Origin of the sequence: Thioalkalivibrio sulfidiphilus HL-EbGr7, assembly GCF_000021985.1 — a bacterium.
GTDB classification, from domain to species: domain Bacteria; phylum Pseudomonadota; class Gammaproteobacteria; order Ectothiorhodospirales; family Ectothiorhodospiraceae; genus Thioalkalivibrio_A; species Thioalkalivibrio_A sulfidiphilus.
The window spans coordinates 980,919-997,349 of record NC_011901.1; the positions used below are offsets into that span (position 1 = coordinate 980,919).

The 16,431-nt window shown below is 62.1% G+C and carries 20 protein-coding genes; 14 read left to right on the forward strand and 6 right to left on the reverse strand.

Translation table 11 applies throughout. From position 1 onward, the window contains the following. Nucleotides 1-110 precede the first annotated feature (110 nt). The 6 genes from TGR7_RS04505 to phnC form a co-directional block, all read right to left on the reverse strand. Nucleotides 111-1,091 carry an IS5-like element IS1384 family transposase gene (locus tag TGR7_RS04505; RefSeq protein WP_012637023.1) on the reverse strand — a complete coding sequence of 327 codons (981 nt, stop codon included), beginning with the start codon at nucleotides 1,089-1,091 and terminating at the stop codon, nucleotides 111-113. A gap of 107 nt (nucleotides 1,092-1,198) precedes the next feature. Continuing rightward, nucleotides 1,199-2,068 (reverse strand): LysR family transcriptional regulator, encoded by an 870-nt coding sequence (locus TGR7_RS04510; protein WP_010466239.1) that lies wholly within the window; start codon nucleotides 2,066-2,068, stop codon nucleotides 1,199-1,201. Beyond that, nucleotides 2,062-3,072: a phosphonate dehydrogenase PtxD gene (gene ptxD / locus TGR7_RS04515; RefSeq protein WP_012637486.1), complete on the reverse strand. Its 1,011-nt coding sequence runs from the start codon at nucleotides 3,070-3,072 to the stop codon at nucleotides 2,062-2,064. The genes TGR7_RS04510 and ptxD overlap by 7 nt, the downstream gene beginning before the upstream one ends. Before the next feature lie 8 nt (nucleotides 3,073-3,080). Next, on the reverse strand, nucleotides 3,081-3,920 hold the full coding sequence (gene phnE / locus TGR7_RS04520; protein ID WP_003127734.1) for a phosphonate ABC transporter, permease protein PhnE: 840 nt from the start codon (nucleotides 3,918-3,920) through the stop codon (nucleotides 3,081-3,083). Next, a complete protein-coding gene (gene phnD / locus TGR7_RS04525) occupies nucleotides 3,917-4,780 on the reverse strand; it encodes a phosphate/phosphite/phosphonate ABC transporter substrate-binding protein (protein ID WP_012637487.1) in 864 nt (287 codons plus the stop codon). Before phnD ends, phnE begins: the two co-directional genes overlap by 4 nt. After that, on the reverse strand, nucleotides 4,777-5,604 hold the full coding sequence (phnC, locus tag TGR7_RS04530) for a phosphonate ABC transporter ATP-binding protein (protein WP_012637488.1): 828 nt from the start codon (nucleotides 5,602-5,604) through the stop codon (nucleotides 4,777-4,779). Before phnC ends, phnD begins: the two co-directional genes overlap by 4 nt. A gap of 342 nt (nucleotides 5,605-5,946) precedes the next feature. Here phnC and TGR7_RS04535 point away from each other — a divergent pair. The 14 genes from TGR7_RS04535 to alr all read left to right on the forward strand — a co-directional run bounded on the left by TGR7_RS04535 (nucleotide 5,947) and on the right by alr (nucleotide 16,428). Further along, nucleotides 5,947-6,925, forward strand: a protein-coding gene (locus TGR7_RS04535) for an IS5 family transposase (protein ID WP_425358071.1) whose coding sequence is annotated in 2 segments (ribosomal slippage) — nucleotides 5,947-6,323 and nucleotides 6,322-6,925 — 981 coding nt in all. Because the reading frame shifts where the segments join, the coding sequence is not laid out codon by codon here. A gap of 125 nt (nucleotides 6,926-7,050) precedes the next feature. Continuing rightward, nucleotides 7,051-7,860 (forward strand): hypothetical protein, encoded by an 810-nt coding sequence (locus tag TGR7_RS04540; RefSeq protein ID WP_012637489.1) that lies wholly within the window; start codon nucleotides 7,051-7,053, stop codon nucleotides 7,858-7,860. 115 nt (nucleotides 7,861-7,975) lie between these two features. After that, nucleotides 7,976-8,641 (forward strand): REP-associated tyrosine transposase, encoded by a 666-nt coding sequence (locus tag TGR7_RS04545; protein WP_012637490.1) that lies wholly within the window; start codon nucleotides 7,976-7,978, stop codon nucleotides 8,639-8,641. Nucleotides 8,642-8,789: 148 nt separating this feature from the next. After that, on the forward strand, nucleotides 8,790-9,080 hold the full coding sequence (locus TGR7_RS04550; protein WP_012637491.1) for a type II toxin-antitoxin system TacA family antitoxin: 291 nt from the start codon (nucleotides 8,790-8,792) through the stop codon (nucleotides 9,078-9,080). After that, entirely contained in the window at nucleotides 9,077-9,574 is a 498-nt protein-coding gene (locus tag TGR7_RS04555) for a GNAT family N-acetyltransferase (RefSeq protein ID WP_012637492.1), read from the forward strand. The genes TGR7_RS04550 and TGR7_RS04555 overlap by 4 nt, the downstream gene beginning before the upstream one ends. Nucleotides 9,575-9,732: 158 nt before the next feature. Further along, nucleotides 9,733-10,257: an HIT family protein gene (locus TGR7_RS04560; protein ID WP_012637493.1), complete on the forward strand. Its 525-nt coding sequence runs from the start codon at nucleotides 9,733-9,735 to the stop codon at nucleotides 10,255-10,257. Between the two features lie 133 nt (nucleotides 10,258-10,390). Beyond that, nucleotides 10,391-10,660, forward strand: a complete 270-nt coding sequence (locus tag TGR7_RS04565) for a type II toxin-antitoxin system Phd/YefM family antitoxin (protein ID WP_012637494.1) — start codon at nucleotides 10,391-10,393, stop codon at nucleotides 10,658-10,660. Nucleotides 10,661-11,081: 421 nt separating this feature from the next. After that, entirely contained in the window at nucleotides 11,082-11,378 is a 297-nt protein-coding gene (locus TGR7_RS04570; protein ID WP_012637495.1) for a type II toxin-antitoxin system RelE/ParE family toxin, read from the forward strand. A 216-nt stretch (nucleotides 11,379-11,594) separates the two neighbouring features. Beyond that, nucleotides 11,595-12,011, forward strand: coding sequence for a 30S ribosomal protein S6 (rpsF, locus tag TGR7_RS04575; protein WP_012637496.1), 417 nt, complete (start codon nucleotides 11,595-11,597; stop codon nucleotides 12,009-12,011). Nucleotides 12,012-12,045: 34 nt separating this feature from the next. Continuing rightward, nucleotides 12,046-12,270: a 30S ribosomal protein S18 gene (gene rpsR / locus TGR7_RS04580; protein WP_012637497.1), complete on the forward strand. Its 225-nt coding sequence runs from the start codon at nucleotides 12,046-12,048 to the stop codon at nucleotides 12,268-12,270. 46 nt (nucleotides 12,271-12,316) lie between these two features. Next, the gene (locus tag TGR7_RS04585; RefSeq protein ID WP_012637498.1) at nucleotides 12,317-13,213 is read left to right on the forward strand and encodes a DUF2232 domain-containing protein; all 897 of its coding nucleotides are present in this window, start codon (nucleotides 12,317-12,319) and stop codon (nucleotides 13,211-13,213) included. 61 nt (nucleotides 13,214-13,274) lie between these two features. Then, nucleotides 13,275-13,727, forward strand: a complete 453-nt coding sequence (rplI, locus tag TGR7_RS04590) for a 50S ribosomal protein L9 (RefSeq protein WP_012637499.1) — start codon at nucleotides 13,275-13,277, stop codon at nucleotides 13,725-13,727. A gap of 221 nt (nucleotides 13,728-13,948) precedes the next feature. Continuing rightward, nucleotides 13,949-15,346 (forward strand): replicative DNA helicase, encoded by a 1,398-nt coding sequence (gene dnaB, locus TGR7_RS04595; protein ID WP_012637500.1) that lies wholly within the window; start codon nucleotides 13,949-13,951, stop codon nucleotides 15,344-15,346. Further along, nucleotides 15,343-16,428 carry an alanine racemase gene (gene alr, locus TGR7_RS04600; protein ID WP_012637501.1) on the forward strand — a complete coding sequence of 362 codons (1,086 nt, stop codon included), beginning with the start codon at nucleotides 15,343-15,345 and terminating at the stop codon, nucleotides 16,426-16,428. Before dnaB ends, alr begins: the two co-directional genes overlap by 4 nt. Nucleotides 16,429-16,431: the final 3 nt, after the last annotated feature.

Below are 16,431 nucleotides of genomic sequence, written 5' to 3' on the forward strand. Positions count from 1 at the left end.
TCAGCCCCTGCCGATTTTAAAAGCGGCAAATCGATCAAAAACGCTCAGATCACCCGCTTATTTCTGTGTTTTTAGCCGCCGCGAGCACCTCGCGGCAGCCATTTTCCACATTACAGGCGCACCTCTCCTGCATTCGCCAGTAAATGTCGGCGCGCCATCCACAGGTTCGACAGAGCGAACAGTGTCACCAGTTGCGCCGTGTTTTTGGCCAAGCCGCGAAAGCGCACCTTGGTGTAACCGAACTGGCGCTTGATTACCCGGAACGGATGCTCGACCTTGGCGCGCACCTGAGCCTTGGCCTTTTCAATCTTGCGCTTGGCTTTGTACAGCACGCTGCGCTTATCGAGTTTTTTGTAGGTGCTGCGGCGTGCCGCCACCTGCCAGATAACTTCACGTCCTTCATGCTCGGGCCGCTTTTCGACACCGGTGTAGCCTGCATCGGCGCAGACCACGTTTTCGTCGCCATGCAGCAATTTGTCCACCTGGGTGACATCCGCCACATTGGCCGCCGTGCCCACTACGCTGTGCACCAGACCCGATTCGTCATCGGCGCCGATGTGGGCCTTCATGCCAAAATAATACTGGTTTCCCTTCTTGGTCTGGTGCATTTCCGGGTCGCGCTTGCCGTCCTTGTTCTTGGTCGAACTGGGCGCATTGATCAGCGTTGCATCGACGATGGTGCCCTGGCGCAGCGACAGGCCGCGGTCGCCCAGATAGCCATTGATGACAGCGAGGATGCCGGCCGCCAGCTCGTGTTTCTCCAGCAAGCGGCGGAAGTTGAGAATGGTGGTTTCGTCGGGGATGCGCTCCAGGTTCAGCCCGGCAAACTGGCGCAGGATCGTGGTTTCGTACAGCGCTTCCTCCATCGCTGGATCGCTGTAGCCGAACCAGTTCTGCAGCAGATGCACACGCAGCATCGCCATCAACGGGTAGGCCGGACGGCCACCTTCACCCTTCGGATAATGTGGCTCGATCAAAGCAATCAAGCCCTTCCACGGCACCACCCGATCCATCTCGATCAGGAACAACTCCTTGCGGGTTTGCTTGCGCTTGCCAGCGTACTCGGCGTCGGCGAAGGTCATCTGCTTCATCGGGAAACTCGGTGGGTGGGGTCGCGGTATTTTGCCAAATCAGAAAGTCTTTTTCAGAGTTTCCCTAGGCTGACAAGCCAAGCGCTGGATCGCAACCATCCATCACCTTATCCAGCTAGATCTGCCTCCTCCAATAAGTGCCGCACAAATCCCGGCGGGTGCAGATTTCCGGGAGGTTTGCGCCAGATCAGTTGGAGACGCTTTTCAAGCCCCGGGATGGGAAGAGCTACCAGCGCGCCACTGCGAACTTCGTCTTGTACTGCGGAAGCCATCACCAACGACACGCCGAGTCCCGCCCTCACTGCTTGTTTGACTGCCTCGGTGCTGCCTAGCTGCATACCGCTGCGAGGCACGCCCAGTTCGCCAAAGTATTCGGTCAGAAGCCGTCCGGTACCGCTACCCGGTTCACCTCCCAGCATCGGCAGGTCCACCAGACGATCACGTTCTATGCACCCTGCTTCAGCCAGCGCATGGTCGGGGCTGACGATAAGCACCAGCGGCTCGACCCGCCAGAGGCGGTGTTCGAAGTCGGGGTGAGGTAGCCACCATTCCATGATCGCGGCGTCGAGCTGGCCCGCCAGTAGCTGGTCGGCCACATCCGGGTTGGCGGCGATGCGCAGATCCACCTCGCCCCTCTCATTTGCGGTCGTCAGATAGTTGCGCACGAATGGCTGGAGAAGGTAGGTGCCGATGTTGGAGCTGGCCCCGACGCGCTCACGATTGCCATGCAGGGCTTCTAGCGCCCGGGCGTGCATGTCGAGCAAGGCGGTCGCATGCGGCATGAAGGCCAGCGCCCGTGTGGTAGGCTGGCAGCCGCTACGACTGCGCTGCACCAGCGTTACGCCGACCTGCTCTTCAAGCTTCTGCAAGTGCTGCGACACCGTCGGCTGGGCCAGCCCCAACGCCCTCGCCGCGCTCTGAAAACTGCCTGTTTGAACGATCGCTACCAGGCTCTTCAGCCAGACCGGATTCAACATGCGGCAGGCTCGGCCTTGGGCAGACGGTTCGCAGCGTTGATTGGGCGCGCACCTGCCAATACCTGGATGATGTTCTGCGCTGCACAACGTTCAATCTCCAGGCGCACCGCGCGCACTGCCGACCCTATGTGCGGAGTGAACAGCGTATTCGGATGCGTGAGCAGCGCAGGATCGATCAGCCGCGGCCGGTCCGCGCGAGCCCAGTCTTCCATTTCGAATACATCCGCCGCATACCCGCCGAGCTGGCCTCGCTCAAGCGCCGCGAGCACGGCGGCTTCATCCACTACCGAACCACGACAGGGGTTTACAAGCAGAGCGCCCGGCCGTACGAGGGCAAGCAGCTCGGCGTTGACCAGATGCTGGGTATCGGCATTCAAGGGAAGCGCCAGCAGGATGAAGTCCGAGCTGGCGAAGAGTTCGCTGCACGCCACCCGGCGCAGGCCGAGCCGTTGCTCGGTTTGTGTATCCAGAGCCTTCGCCTCGTGGTACTGCAGGGTCGCGCCCCATCCCTGCAAGCGATCAGCCATGGCCAGTCCGATGGCGCCCATGCCAAGGATGCCGACCGTAGCGTTATCCAGTCCCGTGCCGTAGAACTGTGGTTGCCAGCCCTGGAACTCGCCAGAGCGGACGAACGCATCTGCTGCCCGCAGATGCCGCCCCAGCCCCACCGCCAGTCCGATCGCCAGCTCGGCAGTCGGGACCGTCAACAGATCAGGCACGAAGGTCAGCCAGACCCCGCGGGCAGTACAGGCGTCCACATCGAAATTGTCGAAGCCCTTGAGCGCGCAGCCGACTACACGCAGCTCAGGGCAGGCTTGAAGAAAGTCTGCATCGACCCGATCGGGCATGAACGCCATCATCGCCTGAGCATCGCGGCAGCGGCGCAGAATTTCCTCGCGCGGCAGCGTGCTGTCGGTCTGGTTGGTCATCAGCTCGCAATGTGGCGCCAGCAGTTGCAGGATCTCATCGTGTACTCGGTGAGTTATAACGAGTTTCGGCAGCATGGTTTGTCCTATTTGAAACGTTTGCGCAGCACGCCACTGAAGGCGTCTACTAGCGTGACCATGGCCAGGATGACCAGCAGGATTGCTGCAACCTCCTGGTACTGCATGATGCGCAGCGAGCCCATGAGTTCGAAGCCGATACCGCCGGCGCCAACCATGCCCATCACGGTGGAGGCGCGAAAGTTGTATTCCCAGCGGTAGATCGCCACGTCGGCGAACTGCGGCGTCACCTGTGGCAAAACCGCGTGCAGCAGCACTTGCATCGGCGTAGCCCCCGCCGCCCGAGCGGCTTCCACCGGCGCTTCGTCGACGTGCTCGATGGCCTCGGCGAAGAACTTGCCGACCATGCCGACCGAATGCAGACCCAGGGCAAGCACGCCCGGCAAGGCGCCGAACCCTACGGCTGCAACGAAGATGATGCCCATGATCAGCTCCGGCACCGACCGCAGGGCATTGAGCAGCACCCGGGCAACACCGAACACAAGGGGGTGCGGCGCCGTATTGCGCGCTGCAACGAAGGCCACCACCAGCGAGAACACCACTGCGATGGCCGTACCGGCGATGCTCATCGCCAAGGTGTCGATCAAGGGGCGAATCCAGCTTCGATAGCCCGAAAAGTCTGGCGGCATGGCCTCGCCTGCCAGGGTCGCGATGGAGGGCAGCCCGTTCAGCAGCGTGGTGGCATCGAGCAGCCCCACGTACCAGCAGGCCAACAGCACCACTCCGAATACAATCGCCACCTGCCCCAGCTGGCGCCACCAACCGAGGCCGAAGCCTCGAAGGATGTGCTCGCGTTGCTCTGCAGGCAGCGCCTGCACGTCGTAATGAGTAGACATATCGGTGCTCACATCGTGGCGAAGTCGAGGCCGAGCAGCGATCCCATTTTGCGGATCACATCGTAGTCGGCGTCGGTGATTGGCGCGAAGGCCTCGGCCTTGAAGTTGCGCAGCACTTCGGGATCGTCGATACCGACGAATACATCCCGCACCTTGGTTTTCAGCTCGGGGCTCAGGTTCGAGCGCATCGCCCAGGGGTACTGGGGGTATTCGCCGCTGTAACCAAGTACTTTCACCTTGCTCGGATCGATTAGGCCACGTTCGACTGCGTGATTGAAAATTACCTCCGACAGCCCACCCGCATCGGCGTTGCCGTTCGCCACGTTGACGGCAACGGCGTCATGCGTGCCCACAAAATGTTGTTCGTAGTCCTGCCCACCCGTCAAATCGGCCGTCTCAAGAAGCACGGTTTTGGGAATCAAATGGCTGGACGTCGATGCCCGGTCACCATAGGCCATCTTCTTGCCCTTAAGGTCGGCATACTCATTCACGCCTGACGCCACATTGGCGATAATCACCGAGCGATAGGTCGGCTTGCCGTCGATGACCATGGCAGCGAAGGGCTCGATGTCGCTTTTGCTTTTGGCCATGACGTAGGACAGCGGACCGAAATACGCCAGGTCGATACGGCCAAAGCGCATCGCCTCAATCATCGAGGAATAGTCGGTGGTTACGATCAGCTGCACCTTCTTGTCCAGATGCTCTTCCAGATAATCCTTCAGCGGCTGGTTACGCTTGATCAGCTCGGAGGCGTTTTCGTCCGGCAGCAGGGCAACCTTTAGCACATCCGGATCGGCATCGGCCGCTAGGGCGGACAAACTTGAAACAGCGGACAGCAAGCAAGTCAATAAGAGCGCGGATAAGCGTTTCATCGGGACATCTCCAGTGAAGGTTCGAGCATGACAGGTGGTTCAGCCGGAGCATTCGCTGGCTGAGTCGTAGAGCGGCCTGCATAGATGCGCTCAAGCTGCGCATCGGTGAGTTCCGAGGGCGCGGCATCGAAAACGATCTGAGAATCGGCCAGCCCGACGACGCGATCGGCGAAGCGGCGGGCATATTCGAGTTGATGCAGCGAAACGATGGCGGTGATGCCGTCTTCCTTGCAGATGTCGCGCAGCAATCCGAGAACACGGACCGAAGTGGCCGGGTCGAGACTGGCTACCGGCTCATCGGCCAGAATGATCGCCGGCTGTTGCGCTAGCGCACGCGCGATGCCTACCCGCTGCTGCTGGCCACCGGACAGTTTGTCCACCCGGCTTAGCGCCTTGTCTGCCAGACCGACCCGAGCGAGGCAACTGAGCGCAATCTCCTGATCGGCACGCGGCAGAGGAAACAGCGAGCGGAGCGTGTTGTGAAAGGCCAGCCGACCGGTAAGCACATTAGCCAGTGCGCTTTGACGTTCGATTAGCTGGTGGTGCTGAAAGATCATGGCGGTACGCCGACGATGCTGACGCAAGGCCGAGCCGCTGCCGAGCTCACCGAGTTCGCTGGTGACACTGCCGCCAGTGGGCGTGACGAGTCGATTGAGACTACGGAGCAAGGTCGACTTGCCTGCGCCCGAGAGACCAAGCAGCACGGTGAACTCACCACGCCGAAATGCAATCGAGGTATCGCGTAGGGCTGTCACGCCGCCTGGATAGACGACGCTCAACCGGTCGACCCGCAGCACGGCGTCCTGTATCGGATGGGGCATCATTTGATCACCTTTCGCAATATTGCTGGCCGCACAATTGCGGTTCGCGATGCAAAGGATAGAAATTCCTTGTTACCGCACTGTTTCTAAAGGATGACATTTCGATGAATACTTCGAATCTGCCGTAGCGGGGCGGCAAGCGAAGCCGTGGAAGAACGGGCGCAACGTAGCGTCTTTCTTCACGCGGGATACAGGAGGCTTTGATTGATACTGCTGCGGATTCGCTACAGTAACGTTGGGCCAGAACGTAATGCCATCCAAGCAAGAGAGCGCACACTAGGGAAACTCTGAAGAAGACTTCCAGATTTTGGCAAAATACCCGGATTCCACCCACCGAGTTTCCCGATGAAGCAGATGACCTTCGCCGACGCCGAGTACGCTGGCAAGCGCAAGCAAACCCGCAAGGAGTTGTTCCTGATCGAGATGGATCGGGTGGTGCCGTGGAAGGGCTTGATTGCTTTGATCGAGCCACATTATCCGAAGGGTGAAGGTGGCCGTCCGGCCTACCCGTTGATGGCGATGCTGCGTGTGCATCTGCTGCAGAACTGGTTCGGCTACAGCGATCCAGCGATGGAGGAAGCGCTGTACGAAACCACGATCCTGCGCCAGTTTGCCGGGCTGAACCTGGAGCGCATCCCCGACGAAACCACCATTCTCAACTTCCGCCGCTTGCTGGAGAAACACGAGCTGGCGGCCGGCATCCTCGCTGTCATCAATGGCTCTGGGCGACCGCGGCCTGTCGCTGCGCCAGGGCACCATCGTCGATGCAACGCTGATCAATGCGCCCAGTTCGACCAAGAACAAGGACGGCAAGCGCGACCCGGAAATGCACCAGACCAAGAAGGGAAACCAGTATTATTTTGGCATGAAGGCCCACATCGGCGCCGATGACGAATCGGGTCTGGTGCACAGCGTAGTGGGCACGGCGGCCAACGTGGCCGATGTCACCCAGGTCGATAAGCTGCTGCACGGCGATGAGAACATGGTCGGTGCCGACGCGGGTTACACCGGCGTCGAGAAACGCCCTGAACATGAAGGCCGGGGGGTCATCTGGCAGATCGCCGCCCGCCGTAGTACTTACAAGAAGCTTGATAAGCGCAGTGCTTTGTACAAAGCCAAGCGCAAGATTGAGAAGGCCAAGGCTCAGGTACGAGCCAAGGTCGAGCATCCGTTCCGGGTGATCAAGCGCCAGTTCGGTTATGTGAAGGTGCGCTTCCGTGGTCTGGCGAAGAACACGGCGCAACTGATGACGCTGTTCGCTCTGTCGAACCTGTGGATGGCGCGCCGACATTTACTGACGAATGCAGGAGAGGTGCGCCTGTAATGCGGGAAATGGCCACCGGAGTGGGGTCCGGGTGGCGAAAACGTAAGAAATACTCGTCGAATTGATTGTTTTTTGATCATTTGGCGAGTTTAAAAGTTGCGCTAGGTGGTATGCCGGGGAAATACATGGCTACTTCAGACCATCCCCAGGAACTAGATTGGGATCGAAGTCTGCAAGTGCCTATGTGTGGGGGGCATGCTTATAAGGTTGAATCGGCTCTGCACTACTTGTTTGCCGCCCATTCGCGGGAAATGCCTATCGGCGATGGATATACAGAGTGGTTCGATATTGCTGTGTGGAGCGATGTGCTCGCCTTCCTGGTCGAACAACGCGAGCGTCTAAGGATTGGTGAGGCTGAACCTGTCACTTTCCCTTTAACAAGGACTCGGCCCGTTCTGGCTGAGATCGAGGCACGAAGGCAGGCCAAAGCAGATGAGAAAGCAGCGAAGCGGCACGCACGGGAGCAACGCCAAGCAGAGCGTCATGCCAAAAATGCAGAGTGGAACAGCTCCCAGGTTGAACGACTTGAAAACTTCCTTCTGAGGGTGGAGGACATTGGTCGGCTGCACGGCATTCTTGTTTATGACGAACTGAGTAGCCGTCAGCGGATGGCGTCTATGTATGTATCGCTTCCGGTGAATGTGGCAGGGTGCCTAGGCCATGACTTTCCTTTGTTTGAAGAACGTGGCCCCGCCCGCTGTATTTCCGTATTCCCCAGTTATCAGGCTTGCCACAACGGTAGGCATTTTCTTGCGGAGGTCAGCGTTCATATAGATTACATCATGCTCCAACCTCAAGACGACTTAGCTGAGAGCATTCCTGGTGCGGCCAGGGTTCAGGAGCTTTTGTTGCCGTTTGTCGCTCGCAGGGGCGACCGGCGCGGGCCTCAACTGATGCGCTTGCATCGGTGGATGAATGCAAGCCTCAATGTTTAAGGTTGAACGCCAAGGGAAGGCCGGTTGATCCTGCAGGTATTCCGGGGACAGTATACCCATTACACAAGAGCCCACCGTCATGGCGGGATAAGCGCAGATCACAAGGAGGTGAGCTATGGCCAGGATCGGTCGTGTAGTCATTCCCGGGTATCCGCATCATGTGACCCAACGGGGTAACCGCCGCCAGCGGGTCTTTTTTTCCGAGATGGATTTTCACTATTACATCGAACTCATGGCGGAGTTCACCGAAGCAACCCAAACAGAGATTTGGGCCTACTGTCTGATGCCTAACCACGTTCATCTCGTGATGGTTCCACAGCATGAGGATGGCTTGCGCGCTGCTCTTGGCGAGGTGCATCGCCGTTACACGCGCCGCATCAACTTTCGCAATGGATGGCGGGGACATCTTTGGCAGGAGCGCTTTCACTCATTTGTCATGGATGAGCAGTACCTGCTTGCGACGGTTCGCTATGTCGAGCTCAACCCGGTGAAGGCCGGGCTTTGTCGACAGCCTGCCGACTGGCGCTGGTCGAGTGCGTTGGCCCACATGGAAGGTCAGGATGACCGCCTGGTCAAGGTGCAGCCGATGATCGACAGGGTCGGCGACTGGTCGGCCTATCTTTCCCATGACCCGGTTGAAGAGCATGAGCACATCGCTCGACACACCCGCACCGGAAGGCCACTCGGTAGCGCGGCCTTCGTAGAACAACTCGAAGCGCTTACCGGAAAGTCATTGGCGCCGAAACGCCCCGGACGTAAGGCTCGTCGGGAAACGAAATAGGTATACTGCTCAAAGAATCCCGTATTAACAGAGACTTGGCGCAGCATTTTCGTGCTCAGTCATGACCGCCAGTCATCCTGCCAAACTGGACGGTGTTCGCCCAATGTACTAACATTGCGTCAATTGCGCTAACGCCGGGAGATCAACCATGGCTACCACTACCCCTTCAGCGACACGTTCCGCCCGCCTGGGATTGCGTGCCACGCTCGAGCAGGAAGCCGTCCTGCGCCGCGCCGCCGACGTGGCGCACAAGTCGTTGACGGATTTCATTCTCGACAGCGCCTGCCAGGCCGCCGAGCAAACCCTGCTCGACCAACGCTTGTTCATGGTCTCGGGAAGCCAGTATCAGGCCCTGATGGATCTGCTGGAACGTCCCGAACAGGCCAACGAGGGGCTGCGCGATCTGTTCTCGCGGAAGGCCCCTTGGGACAAGGCATGAGCTTGAGTGGCCCGGAACCCCTTGGGCCACAGCATCGGATCGAAGGTTTTGATTGCGGCAAACCGACGCTCAATGACTGGCTGGTGCGCCATGCCCGACAGGCGCAAGGCAGCGGCTCCGCCAAGACCTTCGTCGTCAGCGAAGACGATCGGGTCGCCGGTTATTTCAGCCTGACCGTCGGCCAGGTCGACGCGCTCGATGCGCCAGAGCGCATTCGCAAGGGCATGGGACAGTATCCGATCCCCGTCGTGATCCTTGCCCGTCTGGCCGTCAGTCGGCAGGATCAGGGCCGAGGGATCGGCATCGGTCTGTTACAGGATGCCATCCGCCGCACCCTGCTGATTGCCGAGCAGGCCGGCATCCGGGCGATGCTGACCCACCCCATCGATGAGCAAGCAGCGAGGTTCTATACCCGCTTCGGCTTCATTGCCTCACCGCTGCGCGAGCAGCAACTCTTGCTGCTGCTCAAGGATGCCCGCCGCTGGGTCGAGTGATCCTGTGAGGGTCCGGGGGCAGTATACCCATTACTCAACAGCGCTCAGTCATGGTAGAACAGCTCGAAGCACTTACCGGAAAATCATTGGCACCGAAACGCCCCTGACGTAAGGCTCGTCGGGAAAAGAAATAGGTAAACTGTCCCCGGAACCCCACTATGACCAGCTCCCCGCCCGCTCACAACTGTCACTTCTGCCGCATTGCCGCCGGCCTGGCCGACCCGATCATTTATGAGAACCGTTCGTTCGTGGTCGCGTTCGACACCAACCCCGTCAATCCGGGGCATACGCTCGTGATCCCGCGTCGGCACGTGGTCTCGCTGTTCGAGCTCGATGAATCCGAGCAGGCGGATTACTTTGACGCGATCCACGGCGCGCGGCGGGTGATCGAATCGACCGACATGGCCGCGCTGTACCGGGACATGCTCAACCGTCCCGACCTGCGCGAGCGTCCCAAGGGCCACATCGAAAACGTCCTGAAGCTCCCGTTCCTGGACAGGCGGCCCGATGCCTACACCGTGGGCAACAACGATGGCCGGGCGGCGGGTCGCAGTATCGACCACCTCCACGTGATCCTGCTGCCGCGCTTCCAGGGTGACGTGGAGGATCCCCGGGGGGGTATCAGGAACGTGATCCCGGACAGGGCGAAATACCATCTGCATGCCCAGCGCGAAATAAAATGAAAAGAATGAAAGGGGCGGGACAAATGTCCCGCCCCTTTCCTTTATAGGATTTCTGTGGGCAATGAGACCTCTTGGGTGGTCTCTTAACAGGTGCTATTCTGAGTCCTGTTGAACGCGATTTGTGGGTGTGGCGATGTCAATCAAATTTTCTGAAGACCTGGTTCCTCTCACCGACCTGAAGGTCAATCCGGGTCGTGTGGTGAAGCATGCCAGTGAAACGCACCGGCCTGTTCTGCTCACCAGCCGGGGTCGGGGTGTCGCCGTGGTGCAATCTGTGGTTGATTACGAGAAGGCAGAGGAAGAGCGGGATTTCATGCGCGCAGTGGTCGCGGGCCTGGCTGACCTGGAGGCGGGGCGTGAGGTATCTCTCGAGGAGGCCAGAGTGCGGCTAGCAGGCTGTTGAAAACCCCTCGGGCGGCGCCATGCTGTGTTGGAAAGCGGCTCAAAATGCTCATGTACTCGACTGTACACTGCGCTTTTTCCCCGCTTTCCGCCTTGCCTGGCATCCACCGGAGGGTTTTTCAACAGCCTGCTAGTGTCCTGAGTCAGAGATTCGTTGCATTTCAGAGCCCCGCACAAGACCCAAGGCAAGGCGCGGGCCGCAGGCAATGGCAAGCCCTTGGCAAGGACCGCAACGCCGCATTGGGTCTTGTGCGGGGCTCCCTGCGGGCGGGCCTGTACGGGCGCTCGGCCGCGTTGCTCTCGCTCGAATGGGCCTGCCCGTCCTTCGCTCGTGCGCCTTGCCGCGCATCCCGTACAGGCCCGCTGAAATGTAACGAATCTCTGACTCAGGACACTAGGGCTCAAGCGAGGCCATGAACCGGATGGACATCAGCTTTGCTGAATCCGCGCTTCGGGATCTGGAAGAACTGCGCACCTGGTATCTCGAGCAAGGGGTGCCGGAGGTCGGAACGAGGCTGGTCGTAGAGGTGTTCCAGCGGGTTCAGTCCCTGGCCGACCATCCCGATATGGGGCGAGTCGTGCCCGAATTCGATCAGGCTTTTCTCCGGGAGCTCATTCACCCGCCACTGCGCATCGTTTATCGGCGTGATCCCGGGCGGGTGAGGATTGTCCGTGGCTGGCGCAGTGAGCGTCTCTTGAGTCTTCCTGCGGGGCGGTGAAGGGCGGGAATAATGGCGCCCCTGCCCGGCGATCCCCGATCATCCTGCCCCTCGTGGCCGTGGGGAGAAGGCAATTCCGACGAGCAGGCGGTTGATTCGCATTGCGCCCGATCACCCCAGCGGCTATGATTGTCGGCTTTTCCGGGCCCGGCCCGGGAAATCTCCTTGCCTCACCGGATGGTCCGGGAGGCTTTATATCCGTAAGGAGTTCTGGCAATGCGTCATTATGAAATCGTGTTCATGGTCCATCCGGACCAGAGCGAACAGGTCTCCGCCATGATCGAACGCTACCGCGGCCTCATCGAGGGCGACGGCGGCAAGATCCACCGGCTGGAAGACTGGGGTCGCCGTCAGCTGGCTTACCCCATCAACAAGATCCACAAGGCCCACTACGTGCTCATGAACGTGGAGTGCGGCGAGGCTGCCCTGGCAGAACTGGTCAGCGCCTTCCGTTTCAACGACGCGGTGATCCGCCACATGGTGATGCTCATGGAGCGCGCCTTCACCGAGGCCTCCCCGCTCGCCAAGGGCCGCGAAGAGGACGACAGCGACTCCTCCGCCCGCCGTGCCCGGGATGACAGCGACGACGATGGCGATGACGACGAAGACGATCGTCGCGCCTCCGCCGACTGATCCCCTTCCACAGAATCCCCTAGAGGAATAAGCCATGAGCCGTTTCTTCCGCCGCCGCAAGTACTGCCGGTTCACCGCCGAGGGTGTCGAGTTCATCGACTACAAGGATCTCAACACCCTGAAGAACTACATCACCGAGACGGGCAAGATCGTACCGAGCCGCATCACCGGCACCAGCGCGCGCTACCAGCGCCAGCTGGCCACCGCCGTGAAGCGTGCCCGCTACCTGGCCCTGTTGCCCTACTGCGACAACCATTGATCCGCTGATGCCCGCCCGCCCGTGAGGGTGGGCGGGCGGGCTGCCCATGAAAGCGCTGGCATCGTTCATCATGCAGGGCCGGCTGCGGGCGGTGACGACCGTGGCCGGGTTTGGCGCCGCAGGTCTGATCATCCCGCCCATGGGGCTGGTGGCCAGCGCCGCGGTGGCCCTGGTCGCCCTGCGCCTGGGTACCCTGCAGGGTCTCTGGGTGCTGCTGATGGCCTCGGCCCTGTTGGCAGGCCTGGTGTGGGTGGGCGGCGTGCAGCCCGCGGTGGGCTTCATGCTCGGCGCGGTGCAGTGGCTGCCCATGCTGCTGCTGGCCCACCTGCTGCGCCAGACCGTGTCCTGGCCCGTGAGCCTGCTCGCAGGCGTGGCGGTGGCCTGCGGCGGCATCCTGCTGGTGCATGCCTCGGTGCCGGACGTGACCGAGATGTGGGTGCAGACCCTGCACCAGATCCTGGGCCCCGTGTTCCAGCAGTCGGGCACCTCGGCAGCGGAACTGGACGAGGCCCTGCGCCAGGCGGCGCCGCTCATGACCGGCATGCTGGCCGCGGCCCTGCTGATGAGCCTGGCCCTGGCCCTGGTGCTGGCGCGCTACTGGCAGGCGCAGCTGTACAACCCGGGCGGTTTCGCCGACGAGTTCCAGCGGCTGCAGCTGGGTCGGGTACCGGCCCTGGTGCTGGCGGGGCTGATGCTGGGGGCCTGGATGACCCAGTCCACCCTGCTGATCGAGCTGAGCCTGGTGTTCCTGGTGGTGTTCTTTCTCCAGGGCATTGCGCTGGTCCACGGCCTGACCCGGCAGCTGGAGATGCATAAGTTCTGGCTGGTGGGCATGTACGTGCTGATGGTCATCGCCCTGCCGCAGGTGATGATCATGCTGTCGGCCTTCGGGGCCATCGACAGCGTGGCGGATTTCCGCGCCCGCTTCGCCCGCAAGGCATGAGCCGCCGGCGGACAGCGCATCGATAAACTTGAATCATCGTCAACGACGAAGGTAAACGAAGATGGAAGTGATCCTGCTTACGAAGGTGGAAAACCTGGGCAACCTGGGCGACAAGGTGCGTGTGCGCGACGGTTATGCGCGTAACTACCTGGTACCCCAGGGCAAGGCCAAGTACGCCACCGCCGAAAACATCGCCGAGTTCGAGGCCCGCCGCGCGGAGCTCGAGAAGGCCGCCGCCGAGGCCCTGGCTGTTGCCGAGGCCCGCCGCGCCAAGCTCGAGGCCCTGGAGCCCGTGACCATCGCCTCCAAGTCCGGCGGTGAGGGCAAGCTGTTCGGCTCCGTGGGTACCCACGACATCGCCGAGGCCGTGACGGCCGCCGGCGTGGAAGTGGAGAAGCGCGAGGTGCGCATGCCCCTGGGTCCGATCCGCCAGACCGGCGAGTACGACATCGAGCTGCACCTGCACACCGACGTCAACGCCACCGTGAAGGTGGTGGTGGTCGCCGAGCAGTAAGCAGATCGCGCCCGGTCATGCCGGGCGTCTCCGCTCACTGGCGAAGCCCGTCCGGACGCAGATCCGGGCGGGCTTCGCCGTGTGTGTTCGACCCGCCGGTTCGGCTTGATCCTGGCCCGCATATCTCACCACCCTTCTAGTGCGGCCGCTGACCTGCGCGCTAGATGCGGCGCCCGCCTGCCTGAGGCATACTGTGTTCCCCGCACAGCCGCTTCGATCCCATGCCCGAAACACAGCGCAGTTCCGCCCCGCGAGGCAGTACCGAGTCCCTGAAGGTGCCCCCCCATTCCATGGAGGCCGAACAGGCGGTGCTGGGCGGTCTGATGCTGGACAACGAGGCCTGGGACGCGGTGGCCGACCGGCTCTGCGAGGCGGACTTCTACCGCCATGACCACCGCCTGATCTTCCGCGCCATCGGTGAACTGGCCGCGCGCAACAGCCCCTTCGACCTGGTGACCCTGTCCGAGCGCCTGGAGTCCCGTGGAGAACTGGATGATGCCGGCGGGCTTGCCTACCTGGGCCTGCTGGCCAAGGACACGCCCAGCGCCGCCAACATCCGTGCCTACGCGGACATCGTGCGCGAGCGCTCCGTGCTGCGCCAGCTGATCAGCGTGGGCACCGAGATCGCCGATTCCGGCTTCAACCCGGAGGGCCGCGAGAGCCGCGAACTGCTGGATACCGCCGAGCAGAAGGTGTTCGAGATCGCCGAGCAGGGCGCCCGCTCCCAGCAGGGTTTCCGCTCCATGCGTGTGCTGCTGCGCAACACCGTGGAGCACATCGAGATGCTCTACGAGCGGGACGACCCCATCACCGGCCTGCCCACCGGCTACAGCGAGTTCGACGAGATGACCTCCGGGCTGCAGGGCGGCGACCTGGTGATCGTGGCCGGGCGCCCGTCCATGGGCAAGACCAGTTTCGCCATGAACATCGCCGAGTACGCGGCCCTCAAGCAGCAGGCACCGGTGGCGGTGTTCAGCATGGAGATGCCCGGCGAGCAGCTGTCCATGCGTCTGCTCTCCTCCATGGGCCGCATCAACCAGCAGCGCCTGCGCACCGGGCGCCTGGAAGACGACGACTGGCCGCGTTTCACCAGCGCCGTGTCCATGCTCTCCGAGGCACAGCTCTACATCGACGACAGCCCGGCCCTGTCGCCCACGGAAGTGCGCGCCCGCGCCCGGCGCCTGATGCGCGAGCACAAGAAGCTGGGCCTGATCGTGATTGACTACCTGCAGCTCATGCAGGTGCCTGGCAGCAACGAGAACCGCACCACGGAGATCTCCGAGATCTCCCGGGGTCTGAAGGCCCTGGCCAAGGAACTGAGCGTGCCGGTGATCGCGCTGTCTCAGCTCAACCGCGGCCTGGAACAGCGTCCCAACAAGCGCCCGGTGATGTCCGACCTGCGCGAGTCCGGCGCCATCGAGCAGGACGCGGATCTCATCTGCTTCATCTACCGGGACGAGGTCTACAACCCGGAGAGCCCCGACAAGGGCACCGCCGAGATCATCATCGCCAAGCAGCGTAACGGTCCCATCGGTACCGTGCGTCTCACCTTCCTGGGCCAGTACACCCGCTTCGAGAACTACGTGCCCGAGGTCTACTCCAGCGAGGCCTTCTCATGAGGCGAGCGGCCCGGGCCCGCATCGACCTGAACGCCCTGCGTCACAATCTCCGCACCGCCCGCCGGGCGGCCCCCCGCAGTCGTGTCATGGCGGTGATCAAGGCCGAGGCCTACGGTCATGGCATGCTTGCCGTGGCCCGGGCGCTCGCCGCCCAGGCCGACGCCTTCGCCATCTCCTGTATCGACGAGGCTCGCGTGTTGCGTGAGGCGGGCGTGACGCTGCCCCTGGTGGTGCTGCAGGGCTTTCGGGATGCGGCGCAGCTGATCGAGGTCGCCCGCCTGGGCGACGTGCAGCCGGTGATCCACAGCACCGGGCAGCTGGATGTGCTGGAATCGGCCGCGCTGCCCGCGCCGCTTCGGGTGTGGCTCAAGCTGGACACGGGCATGCACCGGCTGGGCCTGCCGCCCGGTGAGGCCGCCGTACTCCAGAATCGCATCGCCGCGCTGCCCCAGGTGGCCGGCGTGCCCGGACTCATGACCCATCTCGCCTGCGCCGATGAGCCTGAGCGCCCCGAGACCGGCATCCAGTTGCAGGTCTTTGATGCCGCCACCGCGGATCTGCCCGGTGAGCGCAGTATCGCCAATTCCGCCGCAGTGCTGCGCACGCCTGCCGCCTGCCGGGACTGGGTGCGCCCGGGTATCATGCTCTATGGCGCCTCGCCCCTGGCGGGTGAGACGGCGCAATCCCTGGATCTCCAGCCCGTGATGACCGTGAGCGCTCCGGTGGTGGCGGTGAAGCGGCTCGCGGCCGGGGATGCGGTGGGCTACGGTGGCGGCTACGTGTGCCAGTCACCGCGCACCATGGCGGTGGTGGCCATGGGCTACGGCGACGGTTATCCGCGCCATGCGCCGAGCGGCACGCCCGTGCGGGTGCACGGCCGGCGCTGCGCGCTCATGGGTCGCGTGTCCATGGACATGCTGTGCGTGGATGTGACGGAAGTGCCGGGCGTCGCGCCGGGGGATGACGTGACCCTGTGGGGCGAGGGCCTGCCCGTGGACGAGATCGCCGCCGCCGCCGGCACCATCAGCTACGAGCTGCTGTGCAGCGTGGGCGGTCGGCTTCGGTTGGAGTACGTGGGGTAAATT

Excerpts from the sequence above, each read along its gene's own strand:
- TGR7_RS04505 (WP_012637023.1), bottom strand. The coding sequence starts at position 1,091 with ATGAAGCAGATGACCTTCGCCGACGCCGAGTACGCTGGCAAGCGCAAG.
- TGR7_RS04510 (WP_010466239.1), bottom strand. The coding sequence starts at position 2,068 with ATGTTGAATCCGGTCTGGCTGAAGAGCCTGGTAGCGATCGTTCAAACA.
- ptxD (WP_012637486.1), bottom strand. The coding sequence starts at position 3,072 with ATGCTGCCGAAACTCGTTATAACTCACCGAGTACACGATGAGATCCTG.
- phnD (WP_012637487.1), bottom strand. The coding sequence starts at position 4,780 with ATGAAACGCTTATCCGCGCTCTTATTGACTTGCTTGCTGTCCGCTGTT.
- phnC (WP_012637488.1), bottom strand. The coding sequence starts at position 5,604 with ATGATGCCCCATCCGATACAGGACGCCGTGCTGCGGGTCGACCGGTTG.
- TGR7_RS04540 (WP_012637489.1), top strand. The coding sequence starts at position 7,051 with ATGGCTACTTCAGACCATCCCCAGGAACTAGATTGGGATCGAAGTCTG.
- TGR7_RS04545 (WP_012637490.1), top strand. The coding sequence starts at position 7,976 with ATGGCCAGGATCGGTCGTGTAGTCATTCCCGGGTATCCGCATCATGTG.
- TGR7_RS04550 (WP_012637491.1), top strand. The coding sequence starts at position 8,790 with ATGGCTACCACTACCCCTTCAGCGACACGTTCCGCCCGCCTGGGATTG.
- TGR7_RS04555 (WP_012637492.1), top strand. The coding sequence starts at position 9,077 with ATGAGCTTGAGTGGCCCGGAACCCCTTGGGCCACAGCATCGGATCGAA.
- TGR7_RS04560 (WP_012637493.1), top strand. The coding sequence starts at position 9,733 with ATGACCAGCTCCCCGCCCGCTCACAACTGTCACTTCTGCCGCATTGCC.
- TGR7_RS04565 (WP_012637494.1), top strand. The coding sequence starts at position 10,391 with ATGTCAATCAAATTTTCTGAAGACCTGGTTCCTCTCACCGACCTGAAG.
- TGR7_RS04570 (WP_012637495.1), top strand. The coding sequence starts at position 11,082 with ATGGACATCAGCTTTGCTGAATCCGCGCTTCGGGATCTGGAAGAACTG.
- rpsF (WP_012637496.1), top strand. The coding sequence starts at position 11,595 with ATGCGTCATTATGAAATCGTGTTCATGGTCCATCCGGACCAGAGCGAA.
- rpsR (WP_012637497.1), top strand. The coding sequence starts at position 12,046 with ATGAGCCGTTTCTTCCGCCGCCGCAAGTACTGCCGGTTCACCGCCGAG.
- TGR7_RS04585 (WP_012637498.1), top strand. The coding sequence starts at position 12,317 with ATGAAAGCGCTGGCATCGTTCATCATGCAGGGCCGGCTGCGGGCGGTG.
- rplI (WP_012637499.1), top strand. The coding sequence starts at position 13,275 with ATGGAAGTGATCCTGCTTACGAAGGTGGAAAACCTGGGCAACCTGGGC.
- dnaB (WP_012637500.1), top strand. The coding sequence starts at position 13,949 with ATGCCCGAAACACAGCGCAGTTCCGCCCCGCGAGGCAGTACCGAGTCC.
- alr (WP_012637501.1), top strand. The coding sequence starts at position 15,343 with ATGAGGCGAGCGGCCCGGGCCCGCATCGACCTGAACGCCCTGCGTCAC.